18 protein-coding genes are annotated in these 14,145 nt (G+C 68.4%); 16 read left to right on the top strand and 2 right to left on the bottom strand.

From position 1 onward, the window contains the following. Window position 1: 1 nt before the first annotated feature. The 16 genes from rplO (at window position 2) to truA (ending at window position 11,009) form a co-directional block, all read left to right on the top strand. Entirely contained in the window at window positions 2–457 is a 456-nt protein-coding gene (gene rplO / locus ACWEF2_RS06115; protein WP_453812381.1) for a 50S ribosomal protein L15, read from the top strand. Window positions 458–645: 188 nt separating this feature from the next. Continuing rightward, window positions 646–1,962: a preprotein translocase subunit SecY gene (gene secY / locus ACWEF2_RS06110; protein ID WP_453812379.1), complete on the top strand. Its 1,317-nt coding sequence runs from the start codon at window positions 646–648 to the stop codon at window positions 1,960–1,962. After that, window positions 1,962–2,612 (top strand): adenylate kinase, encoded by a 651-nt coding sequence (locus tag ACWEF2_RS06105; protein WP_453812377.1) that lies wholly within the window; start codon window positions 1,962–1,964, stop codon window positions 2,610–2,612. The genes secY and ACWEF2_RS06105 overlap by 1 nt, the downstream gene beginning before the upstream one ends. A gap of 118 nt (window positions 2,613–2,730) precedes the next feature. Further along, window positions 2,731–3,552 (top strand): type I methionyl aminopeptidase, encoded by an 822-nt coding sequence (map, locus tag ACWEF2_RS06100; protein WP_453812376.1) that lies wholly within the window; start codon window positions 2,731–2,733, stop codon window positions 3,550–3,552. 49 nt (window positions 3,553–3,601) lie between these two features. Beyond that, a complete protein-coding gene (locus ACWEF2_RS06095) occupies window positions 3,602–4,021 on the top strand; it encodes a DUF1707 SHOCT-like domain-containing protein (protein WP_453812374.1) in 420 nt (139 codons plus the stop codon). A 106-nt stretch (window positions 4,022–4,127) separates the two neighbouring features. Next, a complete protein-coding gene (locus tag ACWEF2_RS06090) occupies window positions 4,128–4,592 on the top strand; it encodes a hypothetical protein (protein ID WP_453812372.1) in 465 nt (154 codons plus the stop codon). Window positions 4,593–4,801: 209 nt separating this feature from the next. After that, window positions 4,802–5,350, top strand: coding sequence for a hypothetical protein (locus tag ACWEF2_RS06085; RefSeq protein ID WP_453812370.1), 549 nt, complete (start codon window positions 4,802–4,804; stop codon window positions 5,348–5,350). A gap of 106 nt (window positions 5,351–5,456) precedes the next feature. Then, window positions 5,457–6,071 (top strand): class F sortase, encoded by a 615-nt coding sequence (locus ACWEF2_RS06080; RefSeq protein WP_453812368.1) that lies wholly within the window; start codon window positions 5,457–5,459, stop codon window positions 6,069–6,071. Between the two features lie 186 nt (window positions 6,072–6,257). Then, complete coding sequence (gene infA / locus ACWEF2_RS06075) at window positions 6,258–6,479, top strand: translation initiation factor IF-1 (protein ID WP_012887858.1); 222 nt, start codon at window positions 6,258–6,260, stop codon at window positions 6,477–6,479. 25 nt (window positions 6,480–6,504) lie between these two features. Continuing rightward, window positions 6,505–6,618 (top strand): 50S ribosomal protein L36, encoded by a 114-nt coding sequence (rpmJ, locus tag ACWEF2_RS06070; RefSeq protein ID WP_003956441.1) that lies wholly within the window; start codon window positions 6,505–6,507, stop codon window positions 6,616–6,618. Window positions 6,619–6,828: 210 nt separating this feature from the next. Continuing rightward, a complete protein-coding gene (gene rpsM / locus ACWEF2_RS06065; protein ID WP_344913759.1) occupies window positions 6,829–7,209 on the top strand; it encodes a 30S ribosomal protein S13 in 381 nt (126 codons plus the stop codon). Window positions 7,210–7,254: 45 nt separating this feature from the next. Continuing rightward, on the top strand, window positions 7,255–7,659 hold the full coding sequence (gene rpsK, locus ACWEF2_RS06060; RefSeq protein WP_012887860.1) for a 30S ribosomal protein S11: 405 nt from the start codon (window positions 7,255–7,257) through the stop codon (window positions 7,657–7,659). A gap of 20 nt (window positions 7,660–7,679) precedes the next feature. Next, window positions 7,680–8,306, top strand: a complete 627-nt coding sequence (gene rpsD, locus ACWEF2_RS06055) for a 30S ribosomal protein S4 (protein WP_030912875.1) — start codon at window positions 7,680–7,682, stop codon at window positions 8,304–8,306. Between the two features lie 99 nt (window positions 8,307–8,405). Beyond that, a complete protein-coding gene (locus tag ACWEF2_RS06050; protein WP_453812365.1) occupies window positions 8,406–9,422 on the top strand; it encodes a DNA-directed RNA polymerase subunit alpha in 1,017 nt (338 codons plus the stop codon). 88 nt (window positions 9,423–9,510) lie between these two features. Next, complete coding sequence (gene rplQ, locus ACWEF2_RS06045) at window positions 9,511–10,038, top strand: 50S ribosomal protein L17 (protein WP_453812363.1); 528 nt, start codon at window positions 9,511–9,513, stop codon at window positions 10,036–10,038. Window positions 10,039–10,118: 80 nt separating this feature from the next. Further along, window positions 10,119–11,009, top strand: coding sequence for a tRNA pseudouridine(38-40) synthase TruA (truA, locus tag ACWEF2_RS06040; protein ID WP_453812361.1), 891 nt, complete (start codon window positions 10,119–10,121; stop codon window positions 11,007–11,009). 68 nt (window positions 11,010–11,077) lie between these two features. Here the strand turns inward: truA and ACWEF2_RS06035 are convergent, their stop codons facing one another. Together ACWEF2_RS06035 and ACWEF2_RS06030 are read right to left on the bottom strand one after the other, a co-directional pair. After that, on the bottom strand, window positions 11,078–12,490 hold the full coding sequence (locus tag ACWEF2_RS06035) for a hypothetical protein (protein WP_453812359.1): 1,413 nt from the start codon (window positions 12,488–12,490) through the stop codon (window positions 11,078–11,080). Window positions 12,491–13,176: 686 nt separating this feature from the next. Beyond that, window positions 13,177–14,121, bottom strand: coding sequence for a hypothetical protein (locus ACWEF2_RS06030; protein ID WP_453812357.1), 945 nt, complete (start codon window positions 14,119–14,121; stop codon window positions 13,177–13,179). Window positions 14,122–14,145: the final 24 nt, after the last annotated feature.

Raw genomic sequence — 14,145 nt, 5'->3', positions numbered from 1 at the left:
CATGGCAGAGAACACTCCGCTCCGTATCCACCACCTGCGTCCGGCCCCCGGCGCCAACAAGTCCAAGGTCCGCAAGGGCCGTGGCGAGGCGTCCAAGGGCAAGAGTTCCGGTCGCGGTACCAAGGGCACGAGGGCCAGGAACAAGGTTCCCCTCGGTTTCGAGGGTGGCCAGGTTCCGCTCCAGCGCCGCCTGCCCAAGATGAAGGGCTTCTCCAACGCCCTTTTCAAGACGACCTATCAGGTTGTCAACCTGGACAGGCTCGGCGAGCTGTTCCCCGAGGGTGGCGACGTCACCGTCGAGGCGCTGGTCGCCAAGGGCGCGGTCCGTAAGAATCAGCTGGTGAAGGTCCTGGGAACCGGTGAGATCTCCGTGGCGTTGAACGTGCGGGCGCACGCCTTCTCCGCCAGTGCCAAGGAGAAGATCGCCGCTGCCGGGGGCTCCGCCTCCGAGCTGTAGATGAAGCTGTAGGCATGAATACGCGGCGCGGGGGCTCATTATGGGCCCCCGCGCCCGTAGTGCGTTAGAGTTCGCTGGACAGCAAGACTCAACTCGTTTCCACGAGCTCGTTGACTTGATGTGGCAAAGATGGAACACCCCCGCACCATCGCTGACCGACCTCGCCTTTTAGGCGCGCAGGAGGGACCGTGCTGACCGCGTTTACCCGAGCGTTCCGTACGCCGGACCTGCGCAAGAAGTTGCTCTTCACCCTGGGCATCATCGCGCTGTTCCGACTCGGTTCGGTTCTTCCGACTCCGGGCGTGCATACGGAGAACATCAGCCGCTGTCTCAACCAGGCGAAGGCCGGAGACGCGGGCAACATCTATGGAATGGTGCAGTTGTTCAGCGGTGGCGCGCTGCTGAAGCTGTCGGTGTTCGCCCTCGGCATCATGCCGTACATCACCGCAAGCATCATCCTTCAGCTTCTGGTCGTGGTGATCCCCCGTCTGGAGGCCCTCAAAAAGGAGGGCCAGGCCGGCCAGACCAAGATCACACAGTATACGCGTTATCTGACCATCGGCCTTGCGGTTCTCCAATCAACCGCCTTTATCGCCCTCGCGCGTAGCGGGCAGCTGTTCCCGCAGTGCCGCGAGGACATCCTGCTGGACAAGAACAACATCTTCGCCATCCTCACGATGGTGCTCACCATGACCGCCGGTACCGCGGTCATCATGTGGCTGGGTGAGCTCGTCACCGACCGAGGCGTCGGCAACGGCATGTCCATTCTGATCTTCACCCAGGTCATCGCGGTCTTCCCGGTCGAACTGATGACCATCGCCCGCACCAAGGGTCTCTTCGTCTTCAGCGTGGTGATCGTCACAGGCATCGCGATGATCGGCCTGGTGGTCATGGTCGAGCAGGCCCAGCGCCGGATTCCGGTGCAGTACGCCAAGCGCCTGGTGGGGCGCCGGATGTACGGCGGGACCTCGACCTACATCCCGCTGAAGGTGAACCAGGCGGGCATCATCCCCGTCATCTTCGCCTCCTCGCTGCTCTACCTCCCGCAGTTGGTCACCACGCTCTTCACCAACTCCCAGGAGGAGCCGAACGCCGTCGTCCAGTGGATCAACCAGAACCTGGTCTCGGGCGACACCCCGGCCTACATGCTGACCTTCTTCCTGCTGATCGTCTTCTTCACCTACTTCTATGTGTCCATTACCTTCAACCCCGTTGAAGTCGCCGACAACATGAAGAAGTACGGTGGGTTCATCCCGGGTATCCGCCCGGGCCGGCCGACGGCTGAGTACCTGAACTACGTGCTCACGCGACTCACCGCTCCTGGGGCGCTCTATCTGGGCCTGATCTCCATGGTGCCGATCGTCGCTCTAGCCCTCGTCGGTGCGAGCCAGAACTTCCCGTTCGGAGGGACGAGCATTCTGATCATGGTTGGTGTCGGCCTGGACACCGTGAAGCAGATCGAGAGCCAGCTCCAGCAGCGTAACTATGAAGGTTTCCTGAAATAGTGCGCCTTGTCCTGGTCGGGCCCCCCGGAGCGGGTAAGGGGACGCAGGCCCAGTTCATCGCATCGAACCTGTCCATCCCGAAGATTTCGACAGGTGACATCTTCCGCGCCAATGTCTCGGGTGGCACGGAACTCGGCAGACTTGCCAAGGAGTACATGGACCGTGGCGACCTTGTACCCGACAAGGTGACCATCGCGATGGTCCGAGACCGCCTCTCCGAGTGTGACGCGCTGGACGGCTTCCTGCTCGACGGCTTTCCCAGGAACGTGCCCCAGGCCGAGATCCTGAAGAAGATGCTCGCCGAGTTCGAAGTCGGCCTGGACCTCGTCCTGGAGCTCGTGGTGGACGACGAGGAGGTCGTGCGCCGGCTGGCCGGGCGCCGGACCTGCAGCCAGTGCGGGCGTATCTGGCACGTCGACTTCGACGACAAGAAGGACGACGTCTGCGACGCCTGCGGCGGGCGGCTCTACCAGCGCGACGACGACAAGGAACGGACCGTCCGGCACCGGCTGGAGGTCTACCAGGAGCAGACCGCCCCGCTCGTCTCCTTCTACGCCGACGAGGGCATCCTGGTCGGGGTGGACGCGACCGGTCCGGTGGAAGAGGTCACCCAGCGCGCGATGGAGGCTCTGAGTCCCTTCGCGGGTTAGCTGCGTCTCTCTAGCACGCCATCCATGACGTCTCATGGATGGCGTGCTGTCGTTTAGGGCACAATTGGGGGAATTGGGCTCCCGAATTGTCCGTTGAATCACCCCAGGGGGGGAGCACGTGTTCAAAAAGAACAGGCACGGAATCCAGATAAAGACGCCCGAGCAACTGGAGAGGATGCGGGCGGCGGGCCTGGTGGTCGGCCGGACCCTGCAGCTGCTCCGCGAGAGCGTCCAGCCGGGGATGACGCCCCTGGATCTCGACGGGATCGCGGAGAAGGCCATCCGCGGTGAGGGCGCCGTTCCCTCCTTCAAGGGTTACCAGGGTTTCCCGGCCACGATCTGCGCGTCGGTGAACCACGAGGTCGTTCACGGCATTCCGAGCAGCCGGCGTGCGCTGCGGGAGGGCGACGTCATCTCCATCGACTGCGGCGCCATCCTGGACGGCTGGCACGGCGACTCGGCCATCACCGTCCCGGTCGGCGAGGTGAGCCCCGGGCTGACCGAGCTGATGCGGGTCACCGAGGAGGCCATGTGGCGGGGGATCGCCGCGCTCACCGTGGGCCGCCACCTGTCCGACATCGGCCACGAGGTGGAGAGATACGTCCGATCCCAGGGCCGCTACGGCATCCCCCAGGAGTACGGCGGGCACGGCATCGGCACCGAGATGCACATGGACCCCTGGGTCGCCAACCACGGCAAGCCGGGCAGGGGGCCGCGCTTCGAGCCGGGCATGTGCTTCGCGGTCGAGCCGATGGTCAACCTCGGCACCGACCGGACCAGGGTGCTGGCCGACGACTGGACCGTTGTCACCGTGGACGGCAAAGCGTCCGCGCACTTCGAGCACAGCGTCGCCGTGACACATAATGGACCTTGGGTACTGACCGCCCTTGACGGAGGTAAAGAGCGGCTTACCGGACTGTTGGGAGATACGGGTAGCTGACCTACCCGTTCACGAGTGGATGTGGTCGACGATGGTGTCTGGTCCGGAGATGCGAGCCTCGGATGGAGACCGGGACAAGGTCGCCACCGTGCTGCGCGAGCACTATGCCCAGGGCCGGCTCACCGGCGAGGAGTTCGACGAGCGGCTGGAGCGGCTCTACACCAGCAAGACGTACGGCGAGCTCGCCACGCTCACCTCCGACCTTCCCGACGTCGACCTGCAACGACTCCCCGCGACCTCCCAGAACCACCCGGAGCGGCGGAGTGAGGCGCGGCACAAGGGTGTCAAGGCGCTCTGGGCCACCTGGGCGGTGGCCAGCGGTGTCAACTGGACGATCTGGTTCATCCTCGGCGTGACCAACGGCCTCGACTTCCCCTATCCGTGGCCGCTCTGGGTGATGGGGCCGTGGGGGGTGGTGCTGCTGCTCAGCACGTTCTTCGCCGACCCGGACGACAAGGCGAAGCGGTAATAGTCCACTCTGCGGGGTGAGTGCGTATTCCTCCGCAGACCGGGGCGAGAGGGCTTCCTAGTGTGAGCGGTGTTCGGAAGAGCGGCACCCCTCACCGGAGGAAGACATGCGAAAGATCCCCACCCTTGTCGTCGGCACCGCCCTCGTCGGTTTCCTCGCCGCGGGCCTGGCCGCGGCGCCCGCCCAGGCCGCGACCGCCGGCACGGCCGCCGCCCGGTCGGCGCAGGCTCCGGGTAAACACTTCTTCGGCCCTTACTACTCGCGCTTCGGCGGTGGCGAGGACTCCGGTCACCGGTCCCTGTTCAAGGGGTACTGGTACAAGGAGAGCGGCCACTACTGGTTCTTCGGCGACCTGTCCGACCGGGACCACGACCGCGAGTCCAGCTACGTGTGGTTCAAGTGGCATGACGACTCCGGCAGCCACGTCAAGTACTACAAGACCTCCGGCGGCCGGCACTTCGACAGGTTCGGCGGTTTCAGCAAGGACGACGGCTTCGACGACTTCAAGGTCCGGGTCTGCGAGGGTGACAACCGCTTCGACGACTGCGGCGGCTGGGGTGACGCCTTCTGATGCGGTGATCACGGATCTTCACCGGGGCGCGCGCCGCCCACCGGCGCCGGCCGGGCCGACGGCAGTGACAACGCTGACAAGCCCTTCGATGATCAGGTCATCGGAGGGCTTTTCGCATTCTGTCAGAACTTTACCGCCAGGGGCAGTTGGGGCAGGTGGGGCGGGGTAGGTGATCGTTGTCGGGGCACGCCGTGAGGTGGAGGTGGGGGATGGGCCTCAGGCGAGACCCGGTGGCGTCGGGCAGGACCGTGATGGGCGCGGCGGCGGGGGTCGTCGTGTTCTCCGTGTTCGTGGGCGGCACGGCCGGGGTCGCCGGCGCCGCCGGGACCGGTGGCGTGGCCGGCGATGTGCGGGTCACACCGTCCACGGTCCGTCCCGGGCAGCTTGTGAGCATCTCGGCGAATTCGTGTGTCGCTCCGGCGACCGCCTACTCGGCGGCGTTCCACGCCACCTCGGCACGGCTCAGGGAGGGCGCCGAGACGATGCGGGGCACCGCCCGCATCAGCTCGCACGCCGCGCCCGGAACCTACGCCATCACCGTCCGCTGCGTCAGGGGCGGCCCGTACAACGGCACCTTCGTCGTGGACGACCTCCACCCCACCGCCGCCCCCGACACCGGCGGGGGCGGCCTCGCCATGACGGTCTCCGATAGCCCCGCGCGCACGGCCTGGCTCTTCGGGGCGCTCGCCATGGTCGTGACGGTTCTGGGGGCGGGTCTCGCGCTGGCGCGCGGGCACCGCAGAAGGAGCGATCACTAGACTTCCGTGCCCGTCCGGGACTGCTTGCGCGGGTCATCGGCGGGACCGCGCTCCGGGCGGGCACGGATCCATCCGCCTCGCCTGCGCGCTGGCGGGCCTCACCCTGATGACCGGGTGTGGCGGAGCCGTGCCCGGCGACGGGGCGCGGTGGCCGGTGGGCGCCCGGGTGGACGCGTCACCGGGGTGGACCGGGTTCGGCGGCCCCGGCTGGCCGACGCCGCTCACCCGGCCGCCGGGCCGCGCCGAGCCGACCCGCGTCATGATCCCGAGGATCGGGGTGAACGCCCCGCTGGTGGTGCTCGGAGTGGACGACGGCGGCCGGCTGGCCGTGCCGCCGCTCGACCACGCCGACGCCGCGGGCTGGTACGGCGAGGGCCCGACGCCCGGAGAGCCCGGCTCCGCGGTCATCGTCGGCCACCTCGACACCAGGACCGGGCCCGCGGTGTTCGCCCGGCTCGGCGAGCTGAGGTCAGGGGACTCGATCGGGGTGGCGCGCGGGGACGGCACCGTGGCGGTCTTCGCGGTGGAACGGCTGGAGCAGGCCCCCAAGAGCCGGTTTCCCGCCGACCGGGTGTACGGGTCGACGGGGGGCAGGCGGCTCAGGCTTGTCACCTGCGGCGGCGCCTTCGACCAGGCAAGACGCTCCTATGCCGACAATGTGATCGTCCACGCGGTGTACCGTGCGGCATATCTCACCTCAGATCTGCGGTATCCTGAATAGCGGTTGTGTCAAGGCACCGGCCGTCTGTTTCGCATTTCCTTGCCTGGTGCCGTACACTCCTTCTTCGGTTCACTATGGCCCATTGCGCGTCGGCGGTGTCGCAACCGCCGCTCTCATCGAAGCGCTGGGTCGCGGCTGCTTAGTGTTCCGAAGCCTCAGACGACCGATCAGTGAAACGCGAGGGACATGGCCAAGAAGGACGGCGCCATCGAGATCGAGGGCACTGTGGTTGAGTCGCTCCCGAACGCGATGTTCCGGGTGCAGCTCGACAACGGCCATAAGGTCCTGGCCCACATCAGCGGGCGGATGCGGATGCACTACATCCGGATCCTTCCTGACGACAGGGTTGTCGTCGAACTGAGCCCCTACGACCTCAGTCGTGGGCGGATCGTCTACCGATACAAGTAAGCGTCTGAGGGACGAACAAGGGACTATGAAGGTCAAGCCGAGCGTCAAGAAGATCTGCGACAAGTGCAAGGTGATCCGCCGGCACGGTCGTGTCATGGTGATCTGCGACAACCTGCGCCACAAGCAGCGTCAGGGCTAGTCGCAGCCAACAGGTCCCCATGGAGTCCGCTCATCAGTGGCGGACTCGACCCATGTGGGGCCACAAAGTAATCGCGTTTCACACCTGCGCAGGCGGCCACGGCCGTACCCCGCAGGAGACCCCCGGTCGGAGGCCGGGGCCCTCACCCCGGGCATGGGGAGGGGAGGTGAGGCGTAGGACCTCCGCCACAACGAAGGAGAATGCCCGACCATGGCTCGCCTGGTTGGCGTCGACCTCCCCCGCGACAAGCGGCTGGAGATCGCTCTCACCTACATTTTCGGGATCGGTCGCACTCGCGCGCTCGAAACCCTCAAGGCCACCGGCGTGAGCGGGGACCTCCGGGTCCACCAGCTCACCGACGAAGAGCTCGTGCCGCTGCGCGACTACATCGAGGCGAACTACAAGATCGAGGGTGACCTCCGTCGCGAAGTTCAGGCCGACATCCGTCGCAAGATCGAGATTCAGTGCTACCAGGGCATCCGGCACCGCCGTGGCCTTCCGGTGCACGGTCAGCGCACGCAGACCAACGCACGCACCCGTAAGGGCAAGAAGAAGACCGTGGCCGGCAAGAAGAAGCCCGGTAAGAAGTAGTCCGCGTAGCCGCAGGACCGAAGACCTCAGGAGTGAAGGCAAAGAATGCCTCCTAAGAGCCGTCAGGGTGCCCCGAAGAAGGTGCGCCGCAAGGAAAAGAAGAACGTCGCTCACGGGCACGCCCACATCAAGAGCACGTTCAACAACACCATCGTTTCGATCACCGACCCGAGCGGGAACGTGATCTCCTGGGCCAGCGCCGGCCACGTCGGGTTCAAGGGCTCCCGTAAGTCCACCCCGTTCGCCGCGCAGATGGCCGCCGAGAACGCCGCGCGCCGGGCCATGGAGCACGGCATGCGCAAGGTCGACGTCTTCGTCAAGGGCCCCGGTTCCGGCCGTGAGACCGCGATCCGTTCGCTGCAGGCGACCGGCCTTGAGGTCGGTTCCATCCAAGACGTCACCCCCGTTCCGCACAACGGTTGCCGTCCGCCCAAGCGCCGTCGCGTCTGACGCCCAGGAGAAGATAGAAAATGGCTCGTTACACGGGTGCGGACTGCAAGCTCTGCCGTAGGGAGAAGACCAAGCTCTTCCTCAAGGGCAAGAAGTGCGAGTCCGCGAAATGCCCCATCGAGATCCGTCCTTACCCGCCGGGTGAGCACGGCCGCGGCCGGCCCAAGGAGTCTGAGTACCAGCTCCAGCTCCGCGAGAAGCAGAAGACCCGTCGCATCTACGGCGTCCTTGAGAAGCAGTTCCACAACTACTACGAGGAAGCCAACCGCAAGACCGGCAAGACCGGCGAGAACCTTCTCCAGATCCTGGAGAGCCGTCTCGACAACGTGGTCTACCGCGCCGGTTTCGCCGAGTCCCGCGACGCGGCCCGTCAGCAGGTCCGGCACGGCCACATCCTGGTGAACGGCAAGAAGGTCGACATCCCGTCGTACCGCGTGCGTGAGCACGACATCGTCGAGGTCCGCGAGAAGTCGCGCAACCTTCTGCCCTACGAGGTCGCCCGCGCCACCGCCGGTGACAAGACGTACCCGGCGTGGCTGGGCGTCGTCCCGGACGCGCTCCGCGTCCTGGTGCACCAGCTCCCGGTCCGTCAGCAGATTGACACCCAGGTCCAGGAACAGCTGATCGTCGAGCTCTACTCCAAGTAGCGGCTCCTGCCAGGTGCCGTGCGGTTCGCCGTACGGCACCTATGCTGTTGTACGAGCGACGTCAAATAGCGGGCGTCGCCATTCAGGGGGAGATCCCACATGCTGATCGCTCAGCGACCGACCCTTCTTGAGGAATCCCTTGAGGAGACCAGGTCCAAGTTCATCATCGAGCCGCTGGAGCCGGGTTTCGGCTACACCATCGGCAACTCGCTCCGGCGCACCCTGCTGTCGTCCATCCCGGGTGCGGCCGTGACCAGCATCCGCATCGAGGGCGTGCTGCACGAGTTCTCCACCGTGCCGGGCGTCAAGGAGGATGTCACCGACATCATCCTGAACCTCAAGGAACTGGTCGTCTCCTCGGAGCACGACGAGCCGGTGGTCATGTACCTGCGCAAGCAGGGCCCCGGTGACGTCACCGCCGCCGACATCGCGCCCCCGGCCGGCGTCGAGGTGCACAACCCCGAGCTGCGCATCGCCACGCTGAACGGCAAGGCGAAGCTGGAGATGGAGCTGACCGTCGAGCGCGGTCGCGGTTACGTCTCCGCCGCGCAGAACAAGCAGCCCGGCCAGGAGATCGGCCGCATCCCGATCGACTCCATCTACTCGCCGGTCCTCAAGGTCACCTACAAGGTCGAGGCGACCCGTGTCGAGCAGCGCACCGACTTCGACCGTCTGATCCTGGACGTCGAGACCAAGCCGTGCATGAAGCCCCGCGACGCGGTGGCCTCGGCCGGTAAGACCCTGGTCGAGCTGTTCGGTCTCGCCCGCGAGCTCAACGTCGAGGCCGAGGGCATCGACATCGGCCCGTCGCCGACGGACGCGGCCCTGGCCGCCGACCTGGCGCTGCCGATCGAGGAGCTGAACCTCACCGTCCGCTCCTACAACTGCCTCAAGCGCGAGGGCATCCACACCGTGGGTGAACTCGTCGCCCGCAGCGAGCAGGACCTCCTCGACATAAGGAACTTCGGCGCGAAGTCCATAGAAGAGGTCAAGCAGAAGCTGCACGAGATGACGCTCGCGCTGAAGGACTCCCCGCCCGGGTTCGACCCCAGCGCGGTGGCCGGCGGCGGCTACGACGACGACGACAGCGCGTACGCCGAGACCGAGCAGTACTGATTTTCACTACTGACGGGGGTCCGCGGATCCCCGGCCCGACCGCGGTACCTCGTACGGCCGCGGCGGGTTAACTCTCAAGGAGAATGAAATGCCCAGGCCTACCAAGGGTGCCCGTCTCGGCGGCAGCCCGGCTCACGAGCGGCTGATCCTGGCGAACCTCGCCACCCAGCTGTTCCAGCACGGCCGGATCAAGACCACCGAGACGAAGGCCAAGCGCCTCCGTCCGCTGGCGGAGAGGCTGATCACCAAGGCGAAGAAGGGCGACATGCACAACCGTCGCCAGGTGCTGAGGGTCGTCCGTGACAAGGGCGTCGTCCACCACCTCTTCACCGAGATCGCGCCGACCTTCGCCGAGCGCCCCGGTGGCTACACCCGCATCACGAAGATCGGCCTCCGTAAGGGCGACGCCGCCCCCATGGCCGTCATCGAGCTGGTGGCCGAGCCGCTGAACACGGTCCGCGTCGGCAGCCAGGCCCCGGCCGCGGCGAAGAAGGAGCCGAAGGTCACCGAGGCTCCCGTCGAGGAGACCAAGGCCGAGGCCGTCGAGGAGCCGGAGGCCGCCGAGGCCGTCGAGGCTCCGGCCGAGGAGACCGAGGCCAAGAAGGACAACGCCTGATTTTTCAGGTTCTGTGAACGGGTCCGGCACCCCCTAGGGGGAGACGCCGGACCCGTTTTACGTTCTCCGGGAGGAACATCGTGGTACGGCTGCGCCTGGATCTCGCCTATGACGGCACCGGCTTCTCCGGCTGGGCCAAGCAGCCGGGCCGGCGGACGGTCCAGGGCGAGATCGAGGAGGCGTTCGGCAGGATCCTCAGGTTTCCCGAGCCGCCGACGTTGACCGTGGCCGGGCGGACCGACGCCGGGGTCCACGCCCGAGGCCAGGTGGCCCACGTCGACCTGGAGACCGGCGCGCTGGGCGCGCTGGAGTGGCGGCAGCGGCGGGGGGCGCCCGCCGGCGAGGGCCTCGCCGACCCCACCACCCCCGAGGGCGTCGACGAGCGCCTTCCCCTGCTCGTCAGGAGACTGTCGGGTCTTCTGCCGTCCGATGTCCGGGTCCACGGTGTCACCAGGGCCCCCGAGGGCTTCGACGCCCGGTTCTCCGCGATGTCACGGCGTTACGCCTACCGGATCTGCGACGCCCCCGGCGGCGGCGACCCGCTCCGCCGCCACGAGGTCGTCTGGCACCCCCGCCCCCTCGACGCCGACCGGCTGAACGCGGCGGCCGCCGCCCTGCTGGGCGAGCACGACTTCGCCGCCTTCTGCAGGAAACGCGAGGGCGCGACCACGATCCGCGAGCTCCAGCGGCTCGACTGGGTCCGGCGGGACGGCCTCCTGGTCGCGACGGTGGTGGCCGACGCCTTCTGCCACTCGATGGTCCGGGCGCTCGTCGGGTCGCTGCTCCCGGTGGGAGAGGGACGCCTGCCGGCCGCCTGGCCCGGCCAGGTGCTGACGCGGGCCGTACGGGACTCCGGGGTGCACGTGGCACCGGCGCACGGCCTCTGCCTGGAGGAGGTGCGCTACCCGGACGCGGGGGAGCTGGCCCGGCGGGCCGCCGAGACCCGACGGGTCCGTACCCTCGGCGCCTGAGACCGCCCTCCGTCCCGAGGGGGCCGTGCCCGGGGAAACCCCGAGGGGTGTGCCCGGCGGGCGCCCGCTCAGCCTGTCAGGCGGTGCTCCACCACCTTGGCGGTCTCGTCCCGGAACGCGCCGCTGACCCTTCCGAGCGCCTTCTCCTTCGCCGTCGGGGTGTGGCCGTCGCTGAAGGTGGCGTAGCTGAACACGATGTAGCGGCCCCAGAGCAGCCCGGCCGCGTAGCCGCCCGCCATGTGAACGCGCTCGGCTCCGCTGTTCGAGGCCCCGGGCAGGCCGCGGAACCACAGGTTGCTGTTCAGGTTCTTGGCCTGGTCGACCTCGACCGCCGACTCCCGGGTGGGCAGCACCGCGATCCCCGTGGTCACGGCGTACTTCTTCCTGCCGTCCACGTATGTGGCCCGCAGCACCTGGCGGCAGTCCTGGCTGCGCAACGTGTCGGCGAACTGGCCGACCGCGGTCTCCTGGCATCTCTGGGTGGTCTCGGCCTTGACCCGGACGAACACGGTCCCGGCCAGGGTCACCCTCTTGGCGAAGGCGTCGGCCACGGTCAGCCTGCCCGGATCGGTCTTCTCCGAGTTGAGTACCTCGGTGTTGATCGGATCCGGCTCGATCGGGCTTGTCACACCCCCCTCGGAGTCGAAGGGGGTGGAGCCGGAGAGCGGATCGGCCGCGCTGACCGACTTCTTGGCGCTGAACGACTCGTAGGCGAAGAAGGCGCCGGTGCCGATGCCACTGATCACCAGCGTCACCACGGTGGCGATCAGCATGATGTCGCCCCGGCTGCGAACCGGGGGTGGCGGTTCGGCGGGGGGTTTGACCACGACCGCCGACGGCGGGGTGAACGGGCCGCGGAGCACCACCTCACCGGAGGTGGGGGGCGGCGAGGCCGGCGGTGTCGGGGTGGGGGGGAACGACGGCGAGATCACCGGTATGCCTCCCGGAGGGGTTGGCTGGTCCACGGACTCCACGGACTCCACGGGCTCCGCGGGCGACGTGGGGTCGCCCGGCTCGGTGGCGTGCGCGGCCGGAACGGGGGGGTGGATGGGCGGTTGGAGCGACGGCCCGAAGGCGGGGGCCGAAGTGGGGACGGGGAGAGGGGCGGGGGGTTGTGGCGACGGCTCAGGTGTGGGTGAGGGGTCTCGCGTGGCTCCGGCGGCCTGGGCCGCGGGGCCGGGCGGCGGCGCGGGATCCACCGGTTCCCGGTGGCCGGGTACGGCGGGCCCGGCCGTGCGGACGCCGACGGTGTCCGTGCCGGGGTCGTGAGGGGGAATCGCGGAGGGCGGCCAGACGGGAACGTCGCCTGGCTCGGCCGGTCGGCCCGTCGTCTCCTCGGGGTCGGACCAGATCGGTTCCCCGGTGGCCGCGGGCCAGCGCGGAGTGCCGTGCGCGTCCGGGACGGGGGAGGGCCACACCTGCATGCCCGCCGCCGCGGCCGTGAAGGCGGGGGGCGGCTGCCACGGCGGGGCTCCGGGCACGATCGGCGCGGTGGACAGCGGCGTCCCGCCCGGTGCGCCGTTCCACGGGGGCGGGACATCCGACCACCCCGGGGCCGGGGCGGGAGCCGGGAGGCCGGGCGGAGGGGGCTGCGGTGGTCGCGGGCCGGACGGCACTTCCGGCCGAGGGGTTGATCGCGGGACGGGCCGCACTCCGGGTTGAGTGCCTGAACGCGGGTCTGAACGTTCCTCGGGTTGAGCGCGTGAACGCGGGTCCGAAGGTTCCTCGGGCGCGCCTGAACGCGGGTCCGAATGCCCGCCGGGCCGGGTGTCCGACCGCGGGCCGTGGTACGGGGTGCCCGGCCATGGAGCGGGCAGGTCGTCCTCGGGGTCGGAGAACCAGTCGTAGGAGGAGCCGTCGTCACCGGGGGCCGTCCAGGCACTGGCCGTCCCCGATGCCTGTTCCGGCCATGCCGGAGGGGCGTAGGAGGGGGTGTCGTCACCCGCGAGATCGGCCCGTGGCACGTGTGGCGGTGGCTGGCCGAAACTCGGCGGAGGCGTCGCCGGTACGGCCGAACCGTCGGCTGCACGCTCGTGCTCGGACCCGGATTCCTGGCCACGCATACGGGGAAGCGTAGCGACAGCCGGAGATCGGCACGCGGGTATGGGCGTTCCTGGCCGTATCGCCCGCCAGTTTTATTGGGAAAAACGACTGCTTGAACCTTTGGTCAGGGGCGCTTGCCGGTCAGCGATCGAGACTCCAGAGCGGGCGTGACGGTCGCGTCGGTGGCACCGAAGGCGGCCCGGTTCAGCGGCTTGACCTCGGCTTTCTTCGGCAGGTGGCCGTCCTTGTACTGGAACCAGACCATCACCGCGTAGTGCCCGTGCCGCCACCCGCCCGCGAACGCCTCACCCGTGCCGAGAAATTTGGTGACGGTGTCCTTACCGGGGAGCGCCTTGAGGTACTCCTCCCGAGACTTGCCGGCCCCGACCGAGACGACCTTGGCCGCCGCCGCGGACGTCCTGAGGTTGGCGACGCCCACGGTGCCGATGATCTTCCCCGAGGCGTCGCGGAAGCTGGCCCGCAGGATCTGGGTGCACTTGCCGTCGGTGAGCGCCTTCTGGAGCTTGTCGCCCACCACGGCGTCCTTGCACTTCTTGTCGGTTCTGCGAGTGGTCATCAGGTAGGTCTGCCCGCCGTACGACGCCTTCCTGTGTTTGAACAGCTCGCTCAGCGTGAGCGGGTGGGGGTCGGTGGCACGGGCGGCGGCGAAGCCGAACTTGCCGCCGGGGGTGTGCGGGGCGGGGGCGCTGGACGCGCTGGCCGGGGGGCTGGCCGTACCGGACGCCGGAGGCTCCTCGGAGCCGGCGAGCATGGCCAGGCCGACGCCTGCGGCGACCAGCACGCCGAGCGCTCCGACCGCGATGAGGATCGGCCGCCGGGAGCGCGGCCCGTCGTCGTAGGGGCTCCACATCGCCTGCTGCGGCTGTTCCGGCGGCTGGGGGCGCCTCGGCGGCGTGGACGGTCCGGGGGTGGCCGCGGATTCGGGCGCGCGTCCGGGGGTGTGGCCCGGCTGCGGCGACTCGAACCAGCGCTCGCCCTGCGCGGGCGGAACCTGTCCCTCGGGCTGGACGTACGGCTGGCGGCGCGGCGGCTCCCCCGGAAAACCCATGCGCAGAGACTAACCCTGATCACG

This window comes from Streptosporangium sp. NPDC004631 (assembly GCF_053601935.1).
Note: the sequence above shows the minus strand (reverse complement) of the source record. Positions and strands in the feature narration are given on the sequence as shown.

Coding starts and splice junctions, on each gene's coding strand:
- ACWEF2_RS06090 (WP_453812372.1), top strand. CDS start 4,128: ATGCGAAAGATCCCCACCCTTGTCGTCGGCACCGCCCTCGTCGGTTTC.
- infA (WP_012887858.1), top strand. CDS start 6,258: ATGGCCAAGAAGGACGGCGCCATCGAGATCGAGGGCACTGTGGTTGAG.
- ACWEF2_RS06050 (WP_453812365.1), top strand. CDS start 8,406: ATGCTGATCGCTCAGCGACCGACCCTTCTTGAGGAATCCCTTGAGGAG.
- rplQ (WP_453812363.1), top strand. CDS start 9,511: ATGCCCAGGCCTACCAAGGGTGCCCGTCTCGGCGGCAGCCCGGCTCAC.
- ACWEF2_RS06030 (WP_453812357.1), bottom strand. CDS start 14,121: ATGGGTTTTCCGGGGGAGCCGCCGCGCCGCCAGCCGTACGTCCAGCCC.
- rplO (WP_453812381.1), top strand. CDS start 2: ATGGCAGAGAACACTCCGCTCCGTATCCACCACCTGCGTCCGGCCCCC.
- rpmJ (WP_003956441.1), top strand. CDS start 6,505: ATGAAGGTCAAGCCGAGCGTCAAGAAGATCTGCGACAAGTGCAAGGTG.
- rpsD (WP_030912875.1), top strand. CDS start 7,680: ATGGCTCGTTACACGGGTGCGGACTGCAAGCTCTGCCGTAGGGAGAAG.
- ACWEF2_RS06080 (WP_453812368.1), top strand. CDS start 5,457: ATGACCGGGTGTGGCGGAGCCGTGCCCGGCGACGGGGCGCGGTGGCCG.
- ACWEF2_RS06095 (WP_453812374.1), top strand. CDS start 3,602: ATGCGAGCCTCGGATGGAGACCGGGACAAGGTCGCCACCGTGCTGCGC.
- ACWEF2_RS06085 (WP_453812370.1), top strand. CDS start 4,802: ATGGGCCTCAGGCGAGACCCGGTGGCGTCGGGCAGGACCGTGATGGGC.
- rpsM (WP_344913759.1), top strand. CDS start 6,829: ATGGCTCGCCTGGTTGGCGTCGACCTCCCCCGCGACAAGCGGCTGGAG.
- rpsK (WP_012887860.1), top strand. CDS start 7,255: ATGCCTCCTAAGAGCCGTCAGGGTGCCCCGAAGAAGGTGCGCCGCAAG.